The organism is Vibrio sp. nBUS_14 (assembly GCF_051201655.1).
GTDB lineage: Bacteria > Pseudomonadota > Gammaproteobacteria > Enterobacterales > Vibrionaceae > Vibrio.
The window spans coordinates 1-24,607 of sequence record NZ_CP179209.1; the positions used below are offsets into that span (position 1 = coordinate 1).

At 42.2% G+C, this 24,607-nt stretch carries 27 protein-coding genes; 14 read left to right on the plus strand and 13 right to left on the minus strand.

Annotated elements, in window-relative coordinates; translation table 11 throughout:
• Nucleotides 1-9 precede the first annotated feature (9 nt).
• On the plus strand, nt 10-957 hold the full coding sequence (locus ACMAZD_RS26145) for an Rpn family recombination-promoting nuclease/putative transposase (RefSeq protein ID WP_435250658.1): 948 nt from the start codon (nt 10-12) through the stop codon (nt 955-957).
• Nucleotides 958-1,000: 43 nt separating this feature from the next.
• Here the strand turns inward: ACMAZD_RS26145 and ACMAZD_RS26150 are convergent, their stop codons facing one another.
• Nucleotides 1,001-1,636 carry a recombinase family protein gene (locus ACMAZD_RS26150; protein WP_435250659.1) on the minus strand — a complete coding sequence of 212 codons (636 nt, stop codon included), beginning with the start codon at nt 1,634-1,636 and terminating at the stop codon, nt 1,001-1,003.
• A 207-nt stretch (nt 1,637-1,843) separates the two neighbouring features.
• Between ACMAZD_RS26150 and ACMAZD_RS26155 the strand changes: the two genes are divergently transcribed.
• Nucleotides 1,844-2,113 (plus strand): hypothetical protein, encoded by a 270-nt coding sequence (locus tag ACMAZD_RS26155; RefSeq protein WP_435250660.1) that lies wholly within the window; start codon nt 1,844-1,846, stop codon nt 2,111-2,113.
• A 985-nt stretch (nt 2,114-3,098) separates the two neighbouring features.
• On the opposite strand, the gene gltS is transcribed toward ACMAZD_RS26155, so the two are convergent.
• Nucleotides 3,099-4,322, minus strand: coding sequence for a sodium/glutamate symporter (gene gltS, locus ACMAZD_RS26160; RefSeq protein WP_435250661.1), 1,224 nt, complete (start codon nt 4,320-4,322; stop codon nt 3,099-3,101).
• A gap of 366 nt (nt 4,323-4,688) precedes the next feature.
• Here gltS and ACMAZD_RS26165 point away from each other — a divergent pair, with 366 nt between their 5' ends.
• A complete protein-coding gene (locus ACMAZD_RS26165) occupies nt 4,689-4,961 on the plus strand; it encodes a helix-turn-helix domain-containing protein (RefSeq protein ID WP_150895868.1) in 273 nt (90 codons plus the stop codon).
• A gap of 1,270 nt (nt 4,962-6,231) precedes the next feature.
• Here the strand turns inward: ACMAZD_RS26165 and ACMAZD_RS26170 are convergent.
• The 3 genes from ACMAZD_RS26170 to ACMAZD_RS26180 form a co-directional block, all read right to left on the minus strand.
• Nucleotides 6,232-6,705: a hypothetical protein gene (locus ACMAZD_RS26170; protein WP_435250662.1), complete on the minus strand. Its 474-nt coding sequence runs from the start codon at nt 6,703-6,705 to the stop codon at nt 6,232-6,234.
• A 254-nt stretch (nt 6,706-6,959) separates the two neighbouring features.
• Nucleotides 6,960-7,247 (minus strand): hypothetical protein, encoded by a 288-nt coding sequence (locus ACMAZD_RS26175; protein ID WP_435250663.1) that lies wholly within the window; start codon nt 7,245-7,247, stop codon nt 6,960-6,962.
• Between the two features lie 121 nt (nt 7,248-7,368).
• Nucleotides 7,369-7,638 (minus strand): hypothetical protein, encoded by a 270-nt coding sequence (locus ACMAZD_RS26180; protein ID WP_435250664.1) that lies wholly within the window; start codon nt 7,636-7,638, stop codon nt 7,369-7,371.
• Between the two features lie 238 nt (nt 7,639-7,876).
• Between ACMAZD_RS26180 and ACMAZD_RS26185 the strand changes: the two genes are divergently transcribed.
• Nucleotides 7,877-8,497 carry a hypothetical protein gene (locus tag ACMAZD_RS26185; protein WP_435250665.1) on the plus strand — a complete coding sequence of 207 codons (621 nt, stop codon included), beginning with the start codon at nt 7,877-7,879 and terminating at the stop codon, nt 8,495-8,497.
• Nucleotides 8,498-8,670: 173 nt separating this feature from the next.
• Here the strand turns inward: ACMAZD_RS26185 and ACMAZD_RS26190 are convergent, their stop codons facing one another.
• The 5 genes from ACMAZD_RS26190 to ACMAZD_RS26210 form a co-directional block, all read right to left on the minus strand.
• Nucleotides 8,671-8,832, minus strand: a complete 162-nt coding sequence (locus ACMAZD_RS26190) for a hypothetical protein (protein ID WP_435250666.1) — start codon at nt 8,830-8,832, stop codon at nt 8,671-8,673.
• A 573-nt stretch (nt 8,833-9,405) separates the two neighbouring features.
• Entirely contained in the window at nt 9,406-9,630 is a 225-nt protein-coding gene (locus tag ACMAZD_RS26195) for a hypothetical protein (RefSeq protein WP_435250667.1), read from the minus strand.
• A gap of 20 nt (nt 9,631-9,650) precedes the next feature.
• On the minus strand, nt 9,651-10,082 hold the full coding sequence (locus ACMAZD_RS26200; RefSeq protein ID WP_435250668.1) for a regulatory protein RecX: 432 nt from the start codon (nt 10,080-10,082) through the stop codon (nt 9,651-9,653).
• A 301-nt stretch (nt 10,083-10,383) separates the two neighbouring features.
• On the minus strand, nt 10,384-11,352 hold the full coding sequence (locus tag ACMAZD_RS26205) for a ParB family protein (protein WP_435250669.1): 969 nt from the start codon (nt 11,350-11,352) through the stop codon (nt 10,384-10,386).
• Between the two features lie 11 nt (nt 11,353-11,363).
• Entirely contained in the window at nt 11,364-12,596 is a 1,233-nt protein-coding gene (locus tag ACMAZD_RS26210; protein WP_435250670.1) for a ParA family protein, read from the minus strand.
• Between the two features lie 689 nt (nt 12,597-13,285).
• On the opposite strand from ACMAZD_RS26210, the gene ACMAZD_RS26215 reads away from it, so the two are divergent.
• The gene (locus ACMAZD_RS26215; RefSeq protein WP_435250600.1) at nt 13,286-13,714 is read left to right on the plus strand and encodes a hypothetical protein; all 429 of its coding nucleotides are present in this window, start codon (nt 13,286-13,288) and stop codon (nt 13,712-13,714) included.
• Between the two features lie 199 nt (nt 13,715-13,913).
• On the opposite strand, the gene ACMAZD_RS26220 is transcribed toward ACMAZD_RS26215, so the two are convergent.
• The 3 genes from ACMAZD_RS26220 to ACMAZD_RS26230 all read right to left on the minus strand — a co-directional run bounded on the left by ACMAZD_RS26220 (nt 13,914) and on the right by ACMAZD_RS26230 (nt 17,804).
• The gene (locus tag ACMAZD_RS26220) at nt 13,914-15,107 is read right to left on the minus strand and encodes an IS91 family transposase (protein WP_435247018.1); all 1,194 of its coding nucleotides are present in this window, start codon (nt 15,105-15,107) and stop codon (nt 13,914-13,916) included.
• A 179-nt stretch (nt 15,108-15,286) separates the two neighbouring features.
• Complete coding sequence (locus tag ACMAZD_RS26225; protein WP_435247125.1) at nt 15,287-16,390, minus strand: ISAs1 family transposase; 1,104 nt, start codon at nt 16,388-16,390, stop codon at nt 15,287-15,289.
• 220 nt (nt 16,391-16,610) lie between these two features.
• Nucleotides 16,611-17,804: an IS91 family transposase gene (locus tag ACMAZD_RS26230; protein WP_435247018.1), complete on the minus strand. Its 1,194-nt coding sequence runs from the start codon at nt 17,802-17,804 to the stop codon at nt 16,611-16,613.
• Between the two features lie 115 nt (nt 17,805-17,919).
• On the opposite strand from ACMAZD_RS26230, the gene radC reads away from it, so the two are divergent.
• From radC to ACMAZD_RS26275, 9 genes are all read left to right on the plus strand, one after another.
• A complete protein-coding gene (radC, locus tag ACMAZD_RS26235; RefSeq protein ID WP_016799664.1) occupies nt 17,920-18,405 on the plus strand; it encodes a RadC family protein in 486 nt (161 codons plus the stop codon).
• A 97-nt stretch (nt 18,406-18,502) separates the two neighbouring features.
• Nucleotides 18,503-18,799, plus strand: a complete 297-nt coding sequence (locus ACMAZD_RS26240; protein ID WP_435250671.1) for a DUF1640 domain-containing protein — start codon at nt 18,503-18,505, stop codon at nt 18,797-18,799.
• Between the two features lie 723 nt (nt 18,800-19,522).
• Nucleotides 19,523-21,220 carry a DUF3560 domain-containing protein gene (locus tag ACMAZD_RS26245; protein ID WP_435250672.1) on the plus strand — a complete coding sequence of 566 codons (1,698 nt, stop codon included), beginning with the start codon at nt 19,523-19,525 and terminating at the stop codon, nt 21,218-21,220.
• 699 nt (nt 21,221-21,919) lie between these two features.
• A complete protein-coding gene (locus ACMAZD_RS26250) occupies nt 21,920-22,138 on the plus strand; it encodes a hypothetical protein (RefSeq protein WP_435250673.1) in 219 nt (72 codons plus the stop codon).
• Nucleotides 22,120-22,347, plus strand: coding sequence for a hypothetical protein (locus ACMAZD_RS26255; protein WP_435250674.1), 228 nt, complete (start codon nt 22,120-22,122; stop codon nt 22,345-22,347). The genes ACMAZD_RS26250 and ACMAZD_RS26255 overlap by 19 nt, the downstream gene beginning before the upstream one ends.
• Before the next feature lie 15 nt (nt 22,348-22,362).
• A complete protein-coding gene (locus tag ACMAZD_RS26260) occupies nt 22,363-22,749 on the plus strand; it encodes a DUF7659 family protein (RefSeq protein WP_435250675.1) in 387 nt (128 codons plus the stop codon).
• An 80-nt stretch (nt 22,750-22,829) separates the two neighbouring features.
• Complete coding sequence (locus ACMAZD_RS26265; protein WP_435250676.1) at nt 22,830-23,165, plus strand: type I restriction endonuclease subunit M; 336 nt, start codon at nt 22,830-22,832, stop codon at nt 23,163-23,165.
• Between the two features lie 52 nt (nt 23,166-23,217).
• The gene (locus tag ACMAZD_RS26270; protein ID WP_435250677.1) at nt 23,218-23,664 is read left to right on the plus strand and encodes a lytic transglycosylase domain-containing protein; all 447 of its coding nucleotides are present in this window, start codon (nt 23,218-23,220) and stop codon (nt 23,662-23,664) included.
• 560 nt (nt 23,665-24,224) lie between these two features.
• Nucleotides 24,225-24,584 (plus strand): hypothetical protein, encoded by a 360-nt coding sequence (locus ACMAZD_RS26275; RefSeq protein WP_435250678.1) that lies wholly within the window; start codon nt 24,225-24,227, stop codon nt 24,582-24,584.
• Nucleotides 24,585-24,607 lie beyond the last annotated feature (23 nt).

Genomic DNA, 24,607 nt, shown 5'->3' on the forward strand with positions numbered 1-24,607 from the left:
GATTATGACATGAAAAAGACAACCCCAACCCCACACGATGCGCTCTTTAAGCAGTTTATGACTCACCCAGAAACCGCTAAAGATTTACTGGATATTCATCTACCCGTTGAGCTGCGCGAAATCTGTGATTTAACGACACTCAAGCTCGAGTCTGGCAGTTTTATCGAAGAAAACTTACGTCCTTACTATTCGGATGTGCTCTATTCTCTCAAAACCTCTCAGGGGAAAGGGTACGTATTCGCGTTAATCGAACACCAAAGCCGACCAGATAAAAATATGGCCTTTCGCTTGATGAGATATGCTATCGCCGCTATGCAGCAGCATATCGATGCTGGCCACGAACATTTACCTTTGGTAATACCACTGCAGTTTTACCATGGCAAAGTCTCACCTTATCCCTATGAAATGAATTGGTTGAAAGGTTTTACTAACCCTGACCAGGCTAAAGCACTTTATACTCAGGATTTTCCTTTGGTCGATGTTACCGTTATGCCTGACGATGAGATAATGCAGCATCGTCGTATTGCCTTGCTTGAGCTCGTACAAAAGCACGCTCGGCATCGAGATATCATGGATTTCATTCAGCCTCTGGTCACATTGCTATTAACCGATTACACTACAGAGAAGCAAGTACAGTCATTGATGAGTTATCTACTTCAAGTAGGTGAAACAGACGATATAGAGGCGTTAATCACGTCACTGGCCTCATCAGTACCGAAACACGAGGACACACTTATGACGATTGCAGAGCAATTACGCCAACAGGGCGAACAAAGAGGCATTCAACGTGGACGCCAAGAAGGACGTCAAGAAGGCATCCAATTAGGCGAAAAAAAAGGACGTCAAGAAGCCCTAAAAGAGATGGCTCGAAAAATGATGCTCAATGGAATGGATCAACAATCCGTTGCAGAAGTCACAGGACTGAGTAAAGACGAAATAGCACAACTTTCTCACTAGACTGCCGAATAAACAAAGCAGCCTTGCCAGCTCGACGGCGAGGCTAACTTTCGCTTCGCTCTGCCCTCATTCTTTTAACTACACGAACAACCGTTCGTGGTGACACTCCCAGAAACTTAGCTGTCTCATGAATACTCATTTCTTTCAACACCCTAAGTTTATAAATTTGTTCGTGTAACTCTAAATTGGGCCTTCTACCTAGATACTTGCCCATCTCCTTAGCTTTCTCAATACCTTCCTTTTGACGTCGACGTCTATCTTCATAATCTTTGCGAGAAATCGCCGCTAGCATATCCATCATCATGTTATTGATGGCCTTAATCATCGAGCTCGTAAACTCATCCGATATTTCTGGGGCTAGTGCGATGTGACTGGTCGGAAGATCTAAACTAATGACTTTCAATTCTTTCTCGTACAGCATTTCTTTCAATTGAGACCAACTTGCTTCATTTAAACGAGAAAGCCTATCTATCTGCTCAATAAGGATCACATCACCTTTTCTAGCATCACTGAGTAATTGCAGTAATTTAGGTCTTTGCAATGATGCACCTGATTGCTGCTCAACGTACCACGCAGCAACTCGAAGCCCTCTTTGCCCTACAAAGTTTGATAAAGTTTTTTTTGCTCTTTCTGCATCCTGTTCGACAGTTGATGCTCTTAGGTAGCCAAATATGTACATAATGATGATTTAAGACTTTTAGGTTATGATCTAAGTAGGTGTGACATTAATATTATGCCATTACTAAGTTGATGGCAATTTAATGCCTATGCTTTTCACCTATACCTTTATGACACAGCTAATTATCATAACTAGAATCTTATTCATTGCAGCAATGGATAAAGATGGTATCCTCTAATCATTGCTACAATGATTAGAGGAAGAGTGATGGCGGAAGTCAGAATGAGCCAAATTCAGAAAGCTGTGTTGAGTTGTTTGGCCAAAGCGTTCACAAAAGGTGTGAAAGAAGGTAAATCAACGGTCATCAACCAGGCCGTGAATCATTTACTTCAAAAAGATATCCACCCGAACAATTTTCGAGTCTCATGCAAAACACTAGAGGAGCGCGGGCTAATCATGCGTAAGAAAGTGGATTTGGATTGGTATATCAACATAACGCCCGAGGGATTTGAGATGGCGCTGTCTTGGCTAGACTGAAAAAGGTAGAGCTTTACTGTGCTGATTACGGGTTTTTAGGGCTTGAAAAGTCGGAAAATTTGAATTGAATTTCATTGGAATTATCGTACAAATCAGATAAAGGGCTACTATTCCAAAAAAAACCGACATATAATCACACCGTTGCACATTAGTAGGTTATGTTTTGAAGCGGTTAGATGCAAGTTCCTTAGTGTATGTTTTCAATGAAAACCAGTTAGAAAAGATGTTGTCTTCAGAATCAACTTCTGTGACACACATATATTGCACCCTTAAACACGAAGACTTAAAGCCGTTATTAATCAATAAATTATTGTGCAGCACACTGACATCTATTAGCTTTAGCGATGCTTATACCCTCTATCCTAACAACGGGGTTTAATAACTGATTTCTATCGGTGCAAATCCCCTCCCTCACGCAAAACAATCGAAACATCACAAGTTAACTAACTTGCCGACTAAATAATTTTTGGTTTTCGAGCTAGAAAATGCCACGGGTAAAAATTCAACCTGTGAAGGTTTTGGACAAAAATCATTTTCGGAAAATCGAACATTAGCAATTCATGAATAACTTAAGGTATGGCAAATCTACTTGTGAAGAGCTAGTGCGATGAGTAGCATCGCACTAGCAAAAGTATTGTTTTAGGTACGTATTAAGTGTGATTACGTTAAATTCAAGCAAAAGCTACACACGTCTAAATCTCGGTACAGTTTATGTCTGCTTATGTTCAATAGTGCAATCCTGCCAATTCAGTGCAATCTATTGTATTTAAAGGTCTAATCTGCGAGGGTTGGGGTGAGGGAAATCCAACCCCGCCAGAGTGTAAAGGCTAATGCGAATGGCCACAGGTAGGGAATTAAGTAAGAATGAAGACTGGAAACAATTTAAAATGTTGTACTGCGGCTCTTTTTATTGGGGTACACCGCCTAAATAAATTGCGGTGCACCTCTTTTGCAAACTGTGGAATATCGTATTAACAAAGGTTAGCTACATCATTCTCATGAAGTAAGGAATAATCAGGGCGTTCGCTAAATCAATGAAGAAAGCGCATACCAATGGAACGATGATGAAGGCTTGTGTTGAATGTCCATATTTCTGGCTTACTGCCGACATGTTCGCCATGGCTGTCGGTGTGGAACCTAACGAAATCCCTCCAAACCCAGCACATACAACGGCTGCATCATAGGTCTTACCCATTGATGGGAACACGATGAAGATATTGATTATCACCGCCAGTAGCAGCTGCATTGCCAATACCGCGAAGATAGGACCTGCCAAATCAATGAGCGTCCAAAGCTGCATGCTCATTAGTGACATCGCCAAAAATGTACCTAGGGAGATTTCAGCAATTAAGTCGATAGCGGGCGAGCGTGTCGGCCATTTAGCGCCTGAAATTCTTGGGTAGGAGTCTGGCATTACGTTGGTGATCACGATACCCGCAAATAAACACGATACGAACAATGGAAGCTGTAATCCTGTCTGACTGAGCAATTCATTAAGCAACGCGCCAACAATGATGCAAATATGAATCGCTAACACGGCGTCTAAAAATTGAAATGATGTGAGGGCTTGTTGTTGCTTTTTGACATTTGAATCGATTGAGCCTGATTGTCCGTCGGCTGGTTTGAGGTTGTGACGCTTGATGAGAAACTTCGCAATAGGACCACCCATTAGGCTGGCTAAAATCAGCCCGAATGTTGCACTGGCAATACCAATTTCCATCGCGCTTTCTAGGCCGAACTCTTCTACAACCTTGGGGGCCCAAGCAATCGCGGTACCATGTCCGCCAATCAGCGAAATACTTCCACTGAGTAGACCAAAGACAGGTTCTAAACCGAACATTGATGCAACAGAAATACCGACAATGTTCTGCATGATCATGAAGAAGATAGTGATTGCTAGCAAAATGACCAAGGGCTTTCCGCCTTTGAACAGGTCTTTTAAACTTGAGTTAATACCAATTGTGGTAAAGAAGTAGACTAATAATACATCGCGAGCAAACAGATCGAACTGCACTTCAATTGAGGTCGTCGCGTAAAGAGCCGCAAACAGGAGCGATGCTAAAATCCCGCCAGAGACAGGTTCAGGAATACTGAACTCTTTCAAAAAACCGATGACCTGATTGAGCCTCCGACCGATAAATAGAACCACGATCCCCATGGTCACTGCAAAGAATGACCCGAGATGTAAGATGTTGTTTTCAAATTCCATAGTGATCCTTGTAAAGGTAAAATAATGACGTGATTTTTGATTGCCAGATTGCGCTTTAATAAGCAACTATATTGGTATTTTTTGTTATATTCAAATAAGCCATTGATACAATGTATTTCTAGCTCGAAAATGCCACGTGTAAAAATTCAACCTGTGAAGGTTTTGGACATTTATCTGCCAGCGCTTTTGCTAAATTAGCAAACTACGAATAACCACAAGTATGGCAAAGTATGTTTCCAGCAGTAAGTCTGAAACAAAGATCACACTGAAAGGAAGCTAGGGTAAAGTGCAGACCAAGAAGATTTACGTTAAACTCGGTTTACTCAACAACCAATGCTAATCTTGCCAGTGCCTAATCTAACAAATATGAATGACCACCTATCTCCTATCAATAAGAACCAAATCCAAAAGCTTATCCGAGAAGAATTAGCACCGACGTGGTTTGATAGTAAATCAGCGACACCAGATATGTCTTGGGTAACACCAACGGTACTTGATGTATTATTTTCTGAGTTGATAACGCACACACGCGGTAACCAATCAAAGGCGGCAAGAATTTTGGGTGTCAACAGAGGCAACTTCAGTAAAAAATTAAACCAGATTATAAGCCGAGAATTTGATAGTCATGAGGCAAAGTAAATATCACGCCTATTGGTACTCTGCGGATGGTGCCGAGCTTGAGAAGCCGCCACTTGCCTTGAAGAGGTCCATGACGGCCTCCTTAGTTCTCGCTTCGAGAATCACTGGCGGTAATATAATTAAATTGCAGAGGAGTCACCATTGGGCTCTTTTAGAAGTCGACGAATATACCCGACTATTAGTCGCTCGATAGGTTTTAATACTGATGCCTTTCGCTTCTGCATCTGCTTAGATTTGTACGACAGAATCGCTCGATCATCACAGTGCCAGAACTGGTTGGCCTGACACGATCTTGGACACAAAAGAGCTAGCATTGTCTCTGGACTAAGTGTTTAGGAGGAAAACTACAAACGTCTTAACAAGTCGTAAACATCACACTTCCATACTAGCACAGTAACAACCCTAGATTTACATTGAACAAAAGATTACATTGGCCACATTTATTACTTGATTAGGAGTGCGAAACTAATGCTAATGAAAATGCTGAGGTTACTAAAGCAATCTATTGTTCTATTTTGGGTTATGTTGATACTAAGTTTTGTAGTTGACCATTCAGGTATTCAAAACGAAATGGCATTTACAATTTTAGGCGTATCTATTTTCATTTCAGCTGTCACAGCTTGGTTTCTACCGCTCATAATCGTACTAGTTAACAAAGAAGTTCAGAGTAAAGGAATGATACTATTCCTCTCATTAGGCCTCCCAGTATTCGGTGGAGTAATTAGTTATATGATTTTAACTAAACAAATAAGAATGATGACAACGTAAAGTCGAATTTTAAGGCGATACTAAACAAACGTGCCACTTTTCATACTTAATAAACGATTTAGTTATATGGAAAAGTAAGTGTAGTGGGCAGCTAAATCAGCCAACATTTGACATTAGATTTTGTTGGGGAAACACGCGTCCTTTAAGTTTGAACATGTTTTTTCTAAATCATATTGGGGCAAAAACTTGCCAGCGCTTTTGCTAAATTAGAAAACCAACAATAACTACATGTATTGCAAGTTTACTTGTGAAGAGCTAGTGCGATGAGTAGCATCGCACTAGTAATAAAAAGTATTGGTTTGGTTCGCACTAAGTGACGTGACGTTACGTTAAATCCGGCATAGAAAACCTTATTTGATTAAGCTATCAATAAGCACGAGGTTTCCTCCAAGTTTTCTCCGTGCTAAAAAAACGGCTCCCAATTGGGAGCCGTTCTTGTGTCTAAATCTGGGTTCGCACTAAGTGACGTTATGGTAAAAAGAAAATACAAAGCAATAGCATTTTAGCTAGACCGTTTAAATTTAACATCATAAGCATGAATAGGAGCCTTCCCGTTTCTTATATTTCGGAAGATCTGCTTACCAACAAGCTCCTGCTCATGAGCTTGTAATAACATTGAACCAAAAGACAAGGATTTATCGGAAGAAGGTGTGAAAGTTAAAGATATAAAACCATCTCGAATCTCCCCCTCAAAGGACATCTTACTTGTGTGTTTTTGGTCATTTTCTCTTCGTGTGATTGCTTCATAATCTCCATTTAATACTCGTCCTTTTTGTATTATTGACAACGATAATTCCCATTGTCTATTACCTTTTAATGCCTCGCCTTGCCACTGACCTGAGATATAAATACCTCTGTAACTCCAAGCTTCAAAAGTTTGCCGAGCTTTTAAAAGAAGGGTTTTAGACATGTATAATAAAAAACTTACCATCAACCCCGTAAAGACACCAAAAACCATAGGTTGGAACTCATTCATAAATAACCGTATACAGTAAAAAAACATTATTGTAATGTTTAAAAATACAAAAATCAGGTGAGTGTTCTTCACCCGTAAAACTGAAGATCTGTCTAAGAGAAAAATGCTATCAAACCTCTAAAAAATCGGTGTTCATTATTCATATTATGTTCAATCGAGTGACTTCGTAACGAAGAACGGCTCCCAATCGGGAGCCGTTCTTGCGTCTAAGTCTAGGTTCGCACTAAGTGACGTTATGGTAAATCATATCAATTTTAAGGTAATAACCGAACTGTCTTCCCACCATTAGACACCTCAATATCGCTAACTCCAATCCTTTTGACTAGAGATAAGTACTTGTCTTCAGTCTTTTTACCATAATCTTTATCGTAACACTCTCCCTTCACTCTAGAAGGCCATTCAGGCTTCTCAACCTTATGATCATGCGCTTTAAGGATCTCATAATAGACCTCGGCATTCTCCATACAACCGGCACCTGTTTCCATCTCTGAGATGTACTCAATCTTAAAAGAGCTTTCATTTTTGATGTAAGAGATAATCATAACCAACTTCCTTCATAATTTTTCGAGCTAGTCTATATGCATAAGAAACAGAATCAACCGTTACATGGAAGCTGTTATTGTGTCTGAATCTGGGGTCGCACTAAGTGCTGTCACGTTAAGTTCAATCCCCCTGAATAACAGAGATATTTCCATATTGGTCGTAGGATATAGAGCTATTAGGACTTATTTCACTTAATTTCCCATTAAGCCAACCTGTCACTTTATTTCTAAGGTTTGGCAGCGATTCCTCAAGAAGAGTCAGTGGAAAACTAAAATCATAGTCTTGGCTAGAAAAGACGAAACGGGTTGGGTTATCTACCACCTTAAATTCACAACCAAAGGTCTCAGTAAGTAACTCAAGAATGCTATCTTCTACTAAGTTAATATCCATTAAAAATCCCACAATAAATTAAATACAAGTTGCATATTGTATCATGAGTAACAGCATACAAATGTAGCTTATCCTTACAGCTAAGAACGCCCCCCAATCGGGAGCCGTTCTTAGTCTAAATCTGAGTACGCACTAAGTGACGTTAAATTCAATTCCACACATTAAGCTACATGTTGCCGTCTAACATTCAAAAATCGGTTTAAGCCTTTGATTTTATATTGATCATGAAAGATAAAAAATGCATAAATCACCTTTAGAAAGCGTTATGATTACTATTGAGGTGTGTATGCATGAGACAAAATGGCGAGAGATAATATGTGATTGGATGAGATCGGCATGGTCCGAAGATATATACATTGAAGAAGCGTATACACCTTATGGCACTGATGTCATTCATAACAAGTTAGCCAGACCAGATATCCTCAGAATATCTCCTGAGGGCGGTATAAGCATAATAGAAGTCAAAAAGTGGGGAAGCTCTGAGTTCAATAAATGGGCTGTTTTGGGGCAACTTCAGTTATATACATTTTTGACCGAGACGCAGTATTTTCAAGACAATGAAAACTACTTTTGGATGCAAAACTTAATAAAGAAAGGTCTTTTAAACCAGTCAGTTATCGACAATATAGAGAGTAGATTTGAAGAATTGGACTACATCGTTGATGAATGGTGTGTAGTAATTGTTGGCGGTGATAAAGAAGAGATTGAGCAATCAGAAATTCTTTGGCACATGTATGATTTTGTAAATCTAAACCTGGAAAGTAACTCCAACTTTCGACCGTTAACTCTGTTACATGCCACAGAGCAAAACGGAGAATATCGTTGTGATAATCTAGAGTGTTGGTTTAGAAAAAATTGATCTGCACCAGTCAAACTGGACATCAACCAAAGAGAGAATTGCTCTCAAACCTCTCAAAAAAATCGGTGTTTATTATTCCTATTATGGTAAATCCGCGTGACTCTGTAACGAAGAACGGCTCCCAATCGGGAGCCGTTCTTACGTCTAAATCACAATGACCTAATAACTTGAAATTATTCTTTCCTGCGTTTTTTATCACCTTCTTTTTGAGATGGAGTCCTGTCATTCCCAGAATTCCCTCTATGATCAATACTTCCATCTTTTTTGTTCTTATCGCTGACCAACCCAGCATTTGTATTTTTACTTGAAGATCCACCAAAAAATTTTCCAAACATCTTATGCGTACCCTTTATTACTCATTCTGTAATGAATCGGAATCATACTATGATTAACTACGAAATCATTATAAAAGCCGGTGTTCATTATTCCTATTATGGTAAATGTGTGAGTTTGCTATCAGAAACAGCCCTCAGACCGCCTTAAACGCTCTTAGCGAAGATTTTACACTCTTGAACAAAGCGGTATGTTTCTATAACGCTTTGTAAGTTTATGACGTTTTAAGAGCGGTTTGAAGAGCAAAAGTCATCGAGTTTCTTTGAACTAAGAATTGCACTCCGATAACTATTTTTCGTACTTTATGAGTTTTGGGTTTCAGATTAGTTATGTTTGGTCAAAACCCATCCGACCGAGAGCGTGGATTTTTTGGCGAAACTAACAATGGGGCATTTTCGCAGCTAGAAAATGCCACGAGTAACAAAATGCCACGAGTAACATGGAGGTTAATGCGTTTTTGATTTAAGAGCGCTTCTACAATGGTGAACTTCAGTTCTGGTAGTAATTGTCTGAGATCGGGCGCGGCGTAATTTTTCTCTACAATTCCTGCCAATTCAAGCTCATGTTTAACACATTCAATCACCTCGCCTCGTGTGATCAAGATTGTCATATTGATTGTTTCTCTTAGCTTCTTCTTTGTTCGATGTATAGCCATGAGCGACTAAGCACCCTTTATTTGCTTTGTAAGGTAAGCCTGCGATACCAATATTGATTCTTTTACGCCAAACTAAAAGGTCTTCTAGTGAGCTTGCTCTACTTATTTGTCGTTGTATTTTTTCGAAGTATTCGTTAAAAGTCATAAAAAGCTGTTTGTATTGTATTAACTTAGCGATTCTAGGATTGCTCCCATATGATGGCCCCTATACTGCAAGTAACGAATCACCTTAGCTTTTTCTTTTTCATCTTTCGGCTTATTCGAGCCAAACTTTTTCACTCTAGCGGTTAGACAAAGCTCAAACCAATCAACATCGAGATCTTCAAGGGATTGTGCGATTAACAACGCATCAAGCCCTTTTTTTCTTAATTCGTGCTTAATACGCGTTTCGCCATGGAGCTTTGTGAGCTGCTTTTGAATCTCTCGCTCGATAAGCCGTGTGTCATCTACATAGTGGTGAGATAGCAACCTTTCCATAACCGCATCAACCTGGTGCTCATCGGATAAGCGCGATAGTTGGTATTTCAAATCTCCAGATGAGTAATCACGTTTTGATAGTAAAGTAACCGCATACTCGTAAAGCTCTTGCTCTGTCATATAGCCTCCTTGGTGAACAGAAAAAATTCATTATGAACTTAATTAAATCGAGCATAAATGCAATCCCGGTTGCTCTTTGTGTATGGTTGGATAAATCTTCATACTCGCAAGGACAGAGTGGGCTAAAAAGATAGCAACAAAACAGTGAAGATGAAGCGTGTGAAAATGCCACGGTAAAAATTCAATCTAAGAAGTTTTTGGACAGAATCCTGCTGTGACAACCCCCATTGTTTTACTTGAAATAATCGACCAAACCCTTGTTATATATAGTCTTAAGCATCACTGTGATAAAAGGTTGTTTTTATTCATCACCAGATAAAACACGTTTGATGTATGCATCAATCTTGTTCATCTTTTCAGAGCCAATGCGAGAAAATTCGAATTTCACCATGTTTCTATCAGCACTGCGACTTACTTTAGCGTAAGCATTTTTGTCGTCAAATTCAGCCAGTTTATCTGTCTCCCATGTGGCTTTTTTTGGCTTGCCGGTAGTATTCTCTGCAATGAACAATTCTAGTAAATCTAAGGTTTTTCTTTGGCTTTCAGAAACGTCATTGCTCAAACCAGTTAGGTTCTTTTTGAACTCTGCCATTGATTTGTCAATTTCTTTACCCGCTTTAACTAGCGCTCTCTGGTGTTTAGCAAGCTTGCTGTAGAAACTATTTGGTATACCCTCAAAATCCACAAATACTTTGCGTATTGAAGGCTCAACGTTATTCGCTTCGAGTCGCTTACGTAGTGACTCCCTACCGATTGAAAGTGCTGCTGCTAAGTCTTCGACCTTAGTGTTTTCAACATCGATGCCTTGACGTTCCGCTATGGTTAAAAGATACCTTGCATGTTCAGGATATGACCAACGCTTAACCTCTTGGCTATCATTGATGATTCCAAGTATTTGATCGTCTCTAACATCTCCCTGTATCTCCCACAGTGGTAAATCAACACCACCATTGATACACGAAAAACGACGGCGACTTGCATCTAAAAGCAATAGCTTGCTAGTAGTAGGGCACCTAACAGCAACACCCTCTTGGTTAACACCGTTTTCACAGATTGACGGGAAAATGTCTCTGACAGCGTCTAACGTAAGTGCTTCCTGGTTACGTGGGTTGAGTGGGTGAATATCTGTTTTAGACTCAACTTCAGATGCAGGGATGACAATACGCTTAGCCGTTACTAGTCCTTTTAAATATGTTCGAGTCTGAGCGCTGGTTAGGCTACTAGTGCGTGACTTGGCGCTGCCAGTCAACAAGCTCTTGCCTTTTTTCATAATAGATCTACCTACTTATTGTTTTTACTTGTTAACGCTTTCAAATCAGAGATAAACGTATTGTATACCTCGTTCACAGAATTGATTGCATCGTAGTATTGAATGTCAGTACATGTACTTTCAGAACGAATGATGTCATAGATAGTACGATTCTTGTCAGCTGCTTCATGGAAGAACGGACTATGCTTAATGGCTTTAGTGATCATATCGCTCCCCACCGTTCTTAGAAGTCGATCGTAAGTCTTACGCTCTTGCTTATTCGACTCGTTATAGTTTACTGGCAAGATTTTGAACCACTTCACGTTGTCACCTTGAGAAGGTAAATCCTCCAATTGCTCAGACATAGTTAGAAGGTAAGACATTGTACTAACATAGTCGTAAGTTCTAGGCGTTACTGGAGAAAGGATCATATCAGCAGCTTCTATAGCTGACCAAGTAATAGGGCTATTTTGAGGTGGCAGGTCTAAATAAATGATGTCGTATTGTGATTTCAGAATGGGTACAACTTTGTTGGCAAACGCTGTCAGCAATTCAACACGCTTTTCTTTGTCCAGTGACCAGTATAGCTTTGTAAATTGTTCGTCCGTTGGGAAAGCTGTCATAACATCGAGGTTTGGTAAATGAGTCGAGAATGGTGCCGCTAGAACCACATCTTCAAAACTATGTCCTGTTTCTTGGAATTCAGTGGCTTCATTTGCAAACTCATGAGAATCAAACTCTTTAAATAGTGAGCGAAGCAAGTCAGATAGTGTGATGAAAACTTCTTCACTCTCATCTTCTACGTTAATGATACCTCGTGCACTGCCTTGTGGATCGAGGTCAATAATAAGAACACGAGCGTTCAGGTTGAGGTCTAGCGCGGTTTTAACAGCAAGTGAAGTGTTCGTCGTGGTTTTACCCGTGCCGCCTTTATAGTTACTGACTAACACAACTGTTGAATCATGATTATCAGAGAACTTTTCAAAACCAAAGTGGTTCATTACGGCATGGACATGCTCTAGTGTAAACATGTGGCTTCTATTGTAGAGGTAGGGTTCATCAATAACACCTTCTTCGATCAATTGTGCGATTCGTTTGATATACGTGTTTTTCGATAGACCAAGAATGTCGACACCTAGTTTAGTTTTGTTGACAGCATGGTTGTGAACTAGGCGCGTTACACCATTTTCCAAAAGGTCATCTTTAAAACGAATCGCTGACTGTTCTAACAGCTCTTCCTTAAGCGATACGTTTTCATGAAACATCCTGGTTCCCAGGTCGGTAGCTTTTTCTTTGAAGTTCATTCGTTATAAGTCCTGTTGAATATATCCTTTAAGTTAAAAATAGATTACATGCAATTTGAACCATTAACAAGTTCATTTTATGTTTTTTGGTTCAGGTTGTGGGTCGAACTATATACAATAAGTTGTTTTGTTATTTGGCCGTTTGAGGCTCACCTAATCGTGCGTAATAACATTCGCTTTGGATAATGAGTGAGCCTTGCTCTGAGCGTTACCCTTCGGGCAAGGCTTTTCGCTCGTATCTTTCAGTTATGGCCTAAGAGTGGCATCACCCTGGTGAGTCACTGCGTGCCGCCCCAGGATGTGCCTCTCTACAGCCCCTATCTCAAAGGATATCGCTTCAATCCTGAACGCACTTCTCTCACTGCGTTCGTTGCGCCTCGTCATTCTTCCTCGTTACTGTTCGTCGTGCCTCCTCACTCTTTTCACTGACATTGGTTAAGTTCGAGTAAGGGCGTGTTGTCTTATGTGCCGATTTCCCTTTCGACTCGCATCATTTTATGGGGCTCGCAGGCTGTTAACCCTCCTCAATCAGAACCTTATCTGCAAGGGTAAATGAACGCTGCGCGCCCCTGCAGAGAAGAACCCTGTTTGAGGTAGGGACAGCCAAGCGGCTCCATAAAAGTGATACTCAAACAAAAAGGGAACTCCTCATGGCACAACGACACTCAAGCCCAACTCTCTCTAAACCCATACTCAGCGACCAGCGTTTCGCCGCTGGGCACGAAAGCTCACCAAAAAATGATGTCTCTAGTCCGATCGTTGAACGTGCTGTGCGCTCGACCGTTTCAGCGACTATTTCAAAAAGACTTATCTGGGTAAATTCCACTGACTTTAATTCGACGGTTCGAGCGGTCAAAGTGCATGAGATTTTACTTAAGGAGTTTGGCTATACCGACTCTTTGGTCTTGGAAGAAAGCCTAAAAGGAAAAGGGGTGAGCATTAGCGTATGTGACCGAGTGACGACGGTAAAACAGATGCGGGAAGATTACGCCTACGCGAAAAAAGAAGAGAAAAACGTTGAAACGACCGCTAAGCATCAAGCCATAGCGACAGATTTTTTAACTAGCTTGTATGGCTAATAACACCAACTGACGCCACCCATCACGACTTTAAAGGTAAGGAATCTCAATGTTTCCTGACCTGAACAATCGCGGCATAACTCACGTCAGAATGAGTCCCGGACAGACCTAACTTCTGCTCTACAATCTAAACACGGATGTTTGTTGAACACTTTCATGCTGTTTTCGCTATTTCAGATACACCCATCCTGTGAAACGCCTAAATTGACCTGATTTGGGCTTGAACCAGAGCATGGTGGACCAGCTCTGACAGCGGCTCCCCAGCCCTAAAGCGAAGAAACGTTAAACGGTGCCCACAAAGAATGCACTCAAACGGATCAACCTTCACATACCCTTTCAGCATAGCTGCGTAACCGGGCATTTCAGGTGCGTCTTTAGGAGCGACACCCAAGGCACCGTAGACCTTAGGGAGCATCTCACCACGACGTCGGTTTGATAGAAAACCGAAGTATCGAATCATTTTGAAGTGCTTATCTGGAATATGCTCAATCATGCGTTCTATCAGAGCTTCTGGACTCAAAATGAGGGATTCCGTTCGACCATTCCTATGGTTGAGGTAATCAAACGTCACCAAGCCTCCCTGGAAGTTATGTCGTAAACGCGACGCCGATATCGGTGGCCGTTTTAGGTATCGACCCAGGTAAGTCATGGTTGGCGTCACGTTGGCTGTTTTCTTTGCAAAGTGCAGCTTCCATCGACGGCAATATTGGCTGGTTAAAAATCGGGACCAATCTTGCTCATTACGAATGAAAGGGCAGTCCTCTCCACTCAAGTCTAACTCTGAGTAATTGGAGCTGAGAAGTTGAGTGATGGCACCGCGCCAACACTTCTCAGTGGTCTTAGCTTTAAAGAAAATCGGCTTCCATAGACCAGTCTTCTTACATAAACCCCCACGGGTGACAGACAAATGGATGTGCACATTCCAATTCAGCTTTCTGCCGTAGGTATGAAGTGCACAGAACACGCCAATATCGATATCGAGTTGCTTTGCCCATCCTAAGAAGATTTTGGCTGCGCAGCTAAAGAGATGATTGAGAAGAAAACGATTATCCCGAAAGATGGGCCACAGCGTGTGAGGTAGCGTCAACGTAACGTGTTGATACTCACACTCAGGAAAGACATGTTGTTGCTTTCGTATCCACCGCTCTGTGGCTTTTATGCCACAACTGCTGCAAAAGCGAGATTTACACGTCTGGTGAATGTATTTGTGATGGGTGCAGTCAGCATGAGTGCATCGATACTCTTTAGAGCCAAAAGCAGCGGTACTGCAAGCGAGCATCTTGGTGACGTTTTCAATGACGACGGTTCGGAGGGTTTCTCGGTACTTATTGAGGTAGTTCAGCCAAGTATCGTTGGCATTGAAGAGTTGTTTGATGGGCTTATTCGGATGCATGACCTATAGGATAAACGATCCATGTAAAGCACCCTAGTCGGTTGAGTCTCTTTGTTTTCGGCCGTAGGCCGCTCAGGCGACACCGTCGCCGGTTCAGGTAAGGAATCTCAATGTTTCCTGACCTGAACAATCGCGGCATAACTCACGTCAGAATGAGTCAAGGGCACGAATGTACTTTGTTAATTTGATGTAAACAAAACCGAAGCTCTGTAATCTTTGTCCCATACCGCTTTATTCATCTTCCTGGGTACTGACAAGTTCCCTTCGGATTTTCTAAACAAGTTCTGAACAAAACGTCTGCAACAAGCCATATTTAGTGCTGAATCTCCAGCATAAATACATTGTTCATCTTCTTTGAAAATAACGTCCAACGCCCAGTGCTGCTGGTTCTCGATGTGCCAGTGTTTTCTGGTCGCTTGTAAGGCTAACTCTAACGACAAGTGATCTGTGCAAATATAATACGATGTTTCATAACTTCCTTTCCCTTTGACACTTCTATCTCTCACCACTGCAACAACACTTTTAACGACAGACCACTTTTCTCTGAGTGCTTCACTGAAGGCTGCTGGGAGAACGTAAACCTCACGAACCTCTTTTCTGCCATGCCCTTTATCTTCGGTGATGTATGACTCTTGTTTATCTTCAGGCAAAGACCAATAGTCTTGGAATTGTGCATCCACTTCTGCAAGCAAACTGGGCTGATTCAGTTTGACTTGCACTAAGAAATCGCCACCTTTATCAACCACTTTATTCAGAGTTTCAACCTGACAATGCAGGGCATCAGCCGTTAATAGACATCCTTTTATATCTAAAGTATCTAACAGGTTTCTTATCGCTGTTAGCTCCGTCCCTTTGCCTTTACAGGGTTGATGTGTGAGGGTCAAACCTTCATCAACATCGAATGCCGAGACCATATAAAGGGGGTTATCTTGTTTGTTTGCTTTAGCACCTTTTAGTACCTTCCCGTCAACACTGATGATAGGTTGAGCATGCCTCTCTCTATGCAAATTAACCCAGCCCACCATAGCTTCTAAGAGTGTTTCAGGAACAATAGTCCTCATAATTGCTGCAATATTATGACGAGTAGGAAGGCCATTTTCGTAGGGGAAATACTCACGTAACCAGTCGATATTTCCTTCACCAAAATCCTTGATATCCGTCCACTTGTTTTGACCACAAAGCATGGCTGTTATGACAACAAAAGCGACTTCTATAACAGGGTAGACTTGGTTGATGTGCGAACGGGTATCTTTCACTTTTTTTAGCTGTTCAATGATAATCATGCGAGTTTCTCATATTTTTTATTTCATGATCTGATCGTGACTATCAGGAAAAGTTCCAATTGAAAATAAAGTTATTTATTTTCAATAACTAAAGTTCGATCCCGCCCTTAGAATGAGTCCCGGACAGACCTAACTTCTGCTCTACAATCTAAACACGGATGTTTGTTGAACACTTTCATGCTGTTTTCGCTATTTCAGATACACCCATCCTGTGAAACGCCTAAATTGACCTGATTTGGGCTTGAACCAGAGCATGGTGGACCAGCTCTGACAGCGGCTCCCCAGCCCTAAAGCGAAGAAACGTTAAACGGTGCCCACAAAGAATGCACTCAAACGGATCAACCTTCACATACCCTTTCAGCATAGCTGCGTAACCGGGCATTTCAGGTGCGTCTTTAGGTGCGACACCCAAGGCACCGTAGACCTTAGGGAGCATCTCACCACGACGTCGGTTTGATAGAAAACCGAAGTATCGAATCATTTTGAAGTGCTTATCTGGAATATGCTCAATCATGCGTTCTATCAGAGCTTCTGGACTCAAAATGAGGGATTCCGTTCGACCATTCCTATGGTTGAGGTAATCAAACGTCACCAAGCCTCCCTGGAAGTTATGTCGTAAACGCGACGCCGATATCGGTGGCCGTTTTAGGTATCGACCCAGGTAAGTCATGGTTGGCGTCACGTTGGCTGTTTTCTTTGCAAAGTGCAGCTTCCATCGACGGCAATATTGGCTGGTTAAAAATCGGGACCAATCTTGCTCATTACGAATGAAAGGGCAGTCCTCTCCACTCAAGTCTAACTCTGAGTAATTGGAGCTGAGAAGTTGAGTGATGGCACCGCGCCAACACTTCTCAGTGGTCTTAGCTTTAAAGAAAATCGGCTTCCATAGACCAGTCTTCTTACATAAACCCCCACGGGTGACAGACAAATGGATGTGCACATTCCAATTCAGCTTTCTGCCGTAGGTATGAAGTGCACAGAACACGCCAATATCGATATCGAGTTGCTTTGCCCATCCTAAGAAGATTTTGGCTGCGCAGCTAAAGAGATGATTGAGAAGAAAACGATTATCCCGAAAGATGGGCCACAACGTGTGTGGTAGCGTCAACGTAACGTGTTGATACTCACACTCAGGAAAGACATGTTGTTGCTTTCGTATCCACCGCTCTGTGGCTTTTATGCCACAACTGCTGCAAAAGCGAGATTTACACGTCTGGTGAATGTATTTGTGATGGGTGCAGTCAGCATGAGTGCATCGATACTCTTTAGAGCCAAAAGCAGCGGTACTGCAAGCGAGCATCTTGGTGACGTTTTCAATGACGACGGTTCGGAGGGTTTCTCGGTACTTATTGAGGTAGTTCAGCCAAGTATCGTTGGCATTGAAGAGTTGTTTGATGGGCTTATTCGGATGCATGACCTATAGGATAAACGATCCATGTAAAGCACCCTAGTCGGTTGAGTCTCTTTGTTTTCGGCCGTAGGCCGCTCAGGCGACACCGTCGCCGGTTCAATATTAAAAGGGATCTATTATGTCTGTACTTGCTAACTACTCGAATCACAGCCTCTTCTCAGTCGAAGAAAAAGATATCTTGAACCATGCCGCGAGCATTTTAAAATCTAAGTTGTTTGTGTCAGAGCAGACGCCCCTCAATTCCCCTGAATTGGTGAAGTCATTTTGTCAGACTTCACTCGCTTCCAATGAAAGCGAAGTGTTTGGGGTGATATTTCTTGATAGTCAGCATCGAGTTTTACGCACAAAAGAGATGTTTAACGGCACCATTGACGCCGCATCCGTTTACCCGCGTGAAGTGGTCAAAGAGTCACTGGCCACAAATGCAAGCGCGGTCATTTTTTATCATAACCATCCCAGCGGTGATGCCACACCCAGCCAAGCCGATCGACGTATTACTCGACGACTGACCGACGCGTTAGCCTTGGTTGATATTCGAGTACTCGATCACTTCGTGGTGTCTTTTGAAGATGTGGTGTCGTTTGCGGAGCGCGGTTGGATATAACTAAAAGTGAAATATCTCTTGTTCACGCCTATCCAGGCGTGAATGACTTCCACATCATAATGCTATAAACTGTAATCAATTAAATAAGGTTTCTACTATGTCTGAATCAAGCAAAGTCACATTAAGCGTTGAAGAGCTGATCAATCTTACCGCGCATGCTGCCACTCAAGAGCAGTTAAATGATACGCGTAAAGAACTCGATCACAAGATCGAAGCCGTTCGTCATGAGCTTTCAGATAAAATCGACACGGTTCGCAATGAACTTTCAGATAAAATCGATACGGTTCGTAATGAAGTGAGTTCCCTTAAAAACCTCATTATTGCAACAGCCTTCGCGATGATTGCGACTGTAGCCGGTGCCGCGTTTTGGGTTGGTAGTCATATCAACGTTTAATGTTCAAATATGTTTTCTGAAATGCCTCTTATCCTAGAGGCATTTTTTTTGTCCTCGTTATGTCCTTCGATCGCTTCAACGCTCGCGCTAAAAGACGTTGAGCCAAAGGCTCGACCGCAAGCGGTCGTCAAACTGGCTCTCAGGAGGACGATCGGCCCATTAAATTGATGTTTGATTGTATTACAGTGTATTGATGTCAATTTGTGGTTACGTAGTTGATAGAGCTTAATTGGCGAGTTTTTTATGAGGATCGTTTAAAGCAGATCTCAAGCACAGCGTCATGGTAAAGGGTTGGATTGGGCGTTACCCTTCGGGCAAGGCTTTTCGCTTGTATCTTTCATCTATGGCCTAAGAGTGGCATCACCCTGGTGAGTCACTGCGTGCCGCCCCAAAATGTGCCTCTCTACAGCCCCTATCTCAAAGGATATCGCTGCAATCCTGAACGCCTGCGCCTCGTCATTCTTCCTCGTTGCCGCTCGTCGTGCCTCCTCACTCCTTTCACTGACTGAACGAAAGGATCTGTAAGATGGATTTTGTTTTTCGCCTGTCTTTTTTCCTTTGATTTCTCATTACCGTGTCGCGGTCTTCCTGCTTAACGTCCCAAATCAGAACCCCAAAAACAAGGGTATATGAACGCTTCGCGCCCTTGTTTTGATGAACCGTGATTTTGGGTCGAGCAGTCAGGCGACAACGGGAATGAAAAATTAATCAAAGGAAAAACGTATGACAGACTCAATCCTCAATCCATCAACAGCTCCTAACGTTCAATCAGCGACAAACGTATCCCCGTTTGAGCCGTCAGGCTCATCCAAGAATGAATTTTTGAAAAGCTTTTCAGGTCATAAATTGCGTAAAAACGCGAAGGCTAAAATTGCGAAGCTGTTGGAATATGCCGACTCGTTGATCTTAAAAACTCAGTCAATGGGGATGGATGATTGCTTTAGAAGTAATGAGCCTGTCACGATGGATAAATCCGAGTTTTGGGATTGGTACGAAAAGAACTACAGCGACATGGTTATTTTATTGACCATCCGAGAAGGCGCTCTAGTGAAAGTGCAGGTCTGTGATTGTATCTATCATTTTTCTAATGATGTGGTGATGACGTTCTCTTTGGATGGAGAGGAGGCGCAAAGCACGATGATTGAGGGGGAATGCTCAGAAGTGGAGGGCACCGAAGAGGTGAAAGAGCCGGTAAAGCTTGCCCCGTTCGACCAGTACGAAAACCTGGAAAAGACCGCCGTTGTGAAGCAAGTGATTATTGATTGGAGTGAATCCAATTTATTCTCTGATGGCGATGCGTACACCCTTGATGATTACAATAAAAAAGCAAGCCAAGAAGCGATGGAAGTGGGCCGCAATAACGGTTACAGCAAGACGATGATGTATATCGAGTTTGATAATGGTGACTTGGAGCGATTTAGACATGATATCGATGCGAACTATCCCACGCTTTGCCACTACTACGCGGCGGTGACTGAGACAAAATTGTTGGGATTGTCTAAAGTGCGCTTTACGTTTGAGCAAGTGACAAAGGCATTGATTGACGGTTATCTTTCCCCGCTTAACAGTGACGAGAAGAAGCCAACCCCGCCACCACAAGATAAAGCTCGAAAAGTGGTAGCGCTGGGAGACTATCAAGAGCGACAAGAAGCGAAGCGTGAACGATTAGAAGAGCGCGCCGCTAAAGCGGCGGCGGTCTCTAATGAGCGATTCAATACCGCGAGTACATTAGGGAAAATGTTGCCTTTCGGTCAGCCAATCCTGGTTGGCCACCACTCAGAAGCGAAGCACCGTAAACACGCGGAGAGCATCAATACCAACATGCGAAAAAGCGTAGAGGCTCAGGATAAAGCGGACTATCTGAGCCGTCGCGCTGATAGTGTCGGCTCTGCCGGTATCGCGTCAGATGACCCAGAAGCGGTTGAGAAATTGAAGAAAAAGCTCGAGGGTTTGATTAAAAGTCATGAACTCATGAAAGCCGTTAATAAGATCGTTCGCTCTAGTCATATGACCGAGGAAGACAAGATCGAATACTTGGTTAATACACACGGGCAGACAGAAGAAAGAGCAAAGAAATTATTACGCCCGTGTGAGTTTTTTGGAAAGTTTGGCTTTGATGCATACGCACTACAGAATAGTAATGCCAATATCCGAACAACGAGAAAGCGTTTAGAGCACTTGGAAGCGTTGCATAATGAAGCGCCGCTACAGGGTAATGGCGAGGCCATGGGGACGGCTTGGGAGCTGTACGAAGAAGAGGGCCGCATTAAGTTTTCATTTGACGGTATTCCAGCCGAAGAGGTGCGCAAAAAATTAAAAAGTAACGGCTTTAAATGGTCCCGATACTCAAAAGCGTGGGTGCGTAAACTGACGCCCAACGCGGTCTTTGTGACAAAAAGACTCATGACTTTATTAGATTAAAACCGAATGAGATGCCTCTTATCCTGGAGGCATCATTTTCCTTTGTGATTTCCGTGAACGCTGTGGTCGCGCTAAAAGACGTTGAGCCAAAGGCTCGACCGCAAGCGGTCGCCAAGCTGGCTCTGAGGAGGACTGTAGACCCATTAAATTGATGTTTGATTGTATTGCAGTGTATGGATGTCAATTAGTGGTTGCGTGGCTGATAGAGCTTAATTGACGAGTTTTTTATGATGATCGTTTAAAGCGGATTTGATGCACAGTGTCATGGTAAGGGCTTCGATTGGGCGTTACCCTTCGGGCAAGGCTCTCCGCTTGTATCTTTCATCTATGGCCTAAGAGTGGCATCACCCTGGCGAGTCACTGCGTGCCGCTCCAGAATGTGCCTCTCTACAGCCCCTATCTAAAAGGATATCGCTGCAATCCTGAACGCACTTCTCTCACTGCGTTCGTTGCGCCTCGTCGTGCCTCCTCGTTGCTCTCCCTGGCTTTGAATAAGTTCGAGTAAGGCTTGTTTTCTTATGCGCCGATTTCCTTTCACTCGCATCATTTGCGGGCTCGCAGGCTGTTCACCGTCTCTCCCCACAACCTGATTTGCAAGGGTAAATGAACGCTGCGCGCCCTTGCAAAGCAGAACGATGGTGAGAGAGCGGACAGCCAAGCGGCTCCGAAAAGTGATACTCAAACAAAAGGAAAATCCTCATGGCGCAACAAAATTCAAACCTAACTCTCTCTAATTCAAATTCAGTGACCAGCGTTTCGCCGCTGGAGCACGAAAGCTCACCAAAAAATGATATCTCTAAGCGCGTGCAACCAGTCGAGCCAAGTCGTGATGTGGCCCTATCAGGATCAACATCTGTGGGAAATATTGTCGTGATGTGGCCCTATCAGGATCAACATCTGTGGGAAATATTGTCGTGATTGGCGCTCATGTAAAAGCAAGAGCCAGGCATTCCAGTGTTTGGCTAGAGCTGACGGTTTTATTCCCAGAAACAGAACTCAATAAGCCGTACTGGGGGCAAGGCATCGCGAGAGGTCATGTGATTACTGAAACAAATAAGGTAGGGCTGAATAGTCGTGCTGTCGTCATGGGATGGGTGACAGATAGCCATCAATACATCGAAGCATAAATGGAGACTTAAATAATGAAATATCTCTCACACTATATTCAAGACAAACAAACTCAGGCTTTTAATGATGCTGGGGCGTTCTTTGCTTTTTCTAATCAGCAGCTCGATGAGGCAAAAAAAGAGGGCGTGAAATACGCGTCACTAGGTATGGGGTTAATTTGCCCCGTTGATAATGCCAAGCAATTAATGACCCGTTTAGATTCCATCGCTCAAGAAGGGATCGCCGAAGATATCAAAGAGAACGGGAAAAAGGCGATCATTCGCCGTGAGCTATTTAATCACGAATGTTTCTATACCAATGATATTTGTGATTGTGTGGAAAAGCTCGAAGGGTATGGCATTTCATACGATGAGATTTATGAAGTGTTTAATCACATTCGTAAAACGGAAGACGTTTATTAAACCTGAAATTAAAGCGCCTTGATATTTGTTCCATCAAATATCAAGGCATGTTCAGTTCAACTACATTGGAGTTTCATTAAATGAACGTTTTAAATACTACACAAAACAGTGAAGAAACAAAAGCAAAATGTTACGTCTGTACGGCCGTGCCGTTTTTGTTGGGGAAGGTGGTCTATACACAAGGCGTCGATTATCTATTGAATAACCATATCGGTGTGAATTTGTCGATATATTTGCAGCGTCATCAAAGTGGCGATTGGGGAGATGTTTGTATTGAAGATAAAATCAGCAATGATGAGGCAACGAAAACCGGTGAGCGAGTGATATCGAGTTATACCATTTGTGATCAATCGGTTTGGGTAATAACGGAACGTGATCGCAGTGTCACTACAATTTTATTACCTTGTGAATATTGATATCTCTATAGGGTGGCATAAAATGAGAGTCCTATTATTAGGGCTCTTTTTTATGAGAAAACCATTACTTTATCTTTCGTTGTTATCGCCGTGTTTCAGTTGGGCTTTTTGCTTTGATGAGGCAGGGCGATATTATAATGTCGAACCACTGCTTTTAAAATCCATCGCCATGGTAGAAAGTAGCCTAAACCCGAACGCGTACAATGAAAATAAAAATAAATCCGGTCAAGTCGTCAGTCGTGATTTTGGCTTGATGCAAATTAATTCTCATTGGTTTGATAAGTTATCCGATTTTAATATCAACGAAACAAACATTTATGAACCCTGCTTTAATGTTCATTTGGGCGCGTGGGTATTAAGTTCAAACTTTGCCAGTCATGGCTATAATTGGAACAGTGTCGGTGCGTATAATGCGGGGTTTTCAAAGCGCACCAAGAACGCCAGAAAAATATACATCCAAAAAGTCCAATCGGTTTATTATCAGCGAAATCTTAAATAAAGGACATCGCACCATAACGGTGCAATGTCCTTTGTCGTTATGGCTTGTCCACTTTGTCCATTGCATCCTTTTTCATCTCACTATCTCTACCGATTCAATCGCCACCTGGTCGGCTTTTGCCTTTCGCTTTTCTCCAGATCCCACTGATTAGATTCTTTTGCTCGATAGAAAGCGTCCGAGAAGTCGGAGGCTTTTGAAAGTCACCACACCCTACGCTAAATCGAAATTCGATTTAAATAGTTGTCTGTAAAAATATAAAATCCATTAAAACAACAACTTATAGGTGTGACTATGGCGTAAAAGTCGCTTTGAAAAATTTTTAAAATTTCAACTAATTAGCCGTTAATTTTCCAATGAAAAAATATGTACATCCAATGAATATTCATTGAGCCTATATTTGTAAAGGGCTGGGAAGTGTTTCAATGACTTTTAAATGGAATTTAATTGAATGTCCATTGGTTCCTTTGTTTTATTGGCTTTGATAGGTTTTTTGATAAAGCTTCTCAATAGTATCTCAATGAAGTATCATTGATTTTCAATGAAGGAGAAAGGGGTTAATTTTGAAGAAAGGTTACTCGTTACAAAGCACAATTAGGGATCAGTTGGAGCTGGACTTTATCAAGTATAGGGATCGAGAAGGACTAAGCGACGCCGAAGCCACTCGACAACTTTTGGCTTTAGCATTGCGCATCAAGCTGAACGAGAGTGATGATGATAGACCATCCAATCGTGAGCTGATGGAAGAGATGTACCGTCGCATTCGACAGGTGCAAGGGACGGGGAATTTAAATTTTGCGCATAGCTTTGATGGTGAGCGATATTATAAAAATAAAGCCGATTCCATCGAGCAAAGAAGAGCCAATAGCGCGCTGGTTGATAAAGCCGTGGATGAGTTTCTGTCAGGCGAAAAAAAAGGGTAGCCATGGGCTACCCTTTTTATTAC